This is a genomic window from Pseudoalteromonas sp. 3D05 (assembly GCF_002723455.1).
Classification (GTDB): Bacteria; Pseudomonadota; Gammaproteobacteria; order Enterobacterales; family Alteromonadaceae; genus Pseudoalteromonas.
Genome location: NZ_PDUS01000047.1, coordinates 1 through 1019 on the forward strand (window position 1 = coordinate 1; position 1019 = coordinate 1019).

Sequence of the window (1019 nt, forward strand, 5' to 3'; positions counted from 1 at the left end):
ATGTTTGGGATAATAATGCAATAGATCCACATTGTGAATATACAGATACAGTTACAGTAGATCCTGCAACAACATTAACGTATACTGCAATACCTACAGATCCTGAATGTTATGATGGTACTGGAACTATTGATATTAACGTAAGTTCAGGTATTGCTCCATATACGTATGAAATTATTGATTTAGATAACGGAGGAGCTTCAGATGAAACAGCAACAAATGTTATAAATAATACAAAAACATTTTTCAATTTATCTCCTGGTAATTATACAATTAATGTAACTGATGCTAGTGGTTGTACTATTCAAACTACTCCTGTAACCATTAATAATCCTGATGAACTAGTAACAGATATTGAATCTAACTTAACAGATGATTGTGATCCTGCAACAGGGTTTACATTTATAAATTATACTACAACTTTAAATGGAACATTAGAGTTTAGTCATGATGGTGGTGCTACATGGCAAACTTCTGATGTTTTTGATGCTCCAGCATATACTTTAACTTCAGGTGATGCTGTAGATCCTTCTATAAGAACGGTAGATGCCTCTGGTAATACATTATGTCGATTAGATTTACCTAGGTATATTATTAAATATCCATTAGATAATTTGGATATTACAATTGCAGCTATTATTGTCAATTGTAATGAGCTACAAGTAAGTGTACAAGGTAATGAAGGTACAGCTCCTTATCAATATACTTATACAGATGATCCTGTTAACTTTGATGCAACTACACCTAGTAATCCTTGGACAACACCTGCTAAAGGATTATCAGATCCTCATACATTTACAGGTTTAGTACCTGGAAGAACATATGTATTTTTTGTAAGAGATGCTAACGGATGTATTCGTCAAAGTGATATTAATGTAAATGATTTAATTACGTTACCATTAGAAATTACATCAACTTCAATACCAGCTTGTTTTGGTATGACTAATGGTAGTATTACATATACTATTACTGATAATGAAGCTCCTTTTGGTACAGAATATAGATATGAAGTATATAAT

Annotated in this window: 1 protein-coding gene; it reads left to right on the forward strand. The window is 31.7% G+C overall.

Annotated elements, in window-relative coordinates; translation table 11 throughout:
* Window positions 1–1019, forward strand: a 1019-nt coding sequence (locus CSC79_RS19960) for a SprB repeat-containing protein (RefSeq protein WP_180270468.1), incomplete at both ends; no start/stop codon positions are given.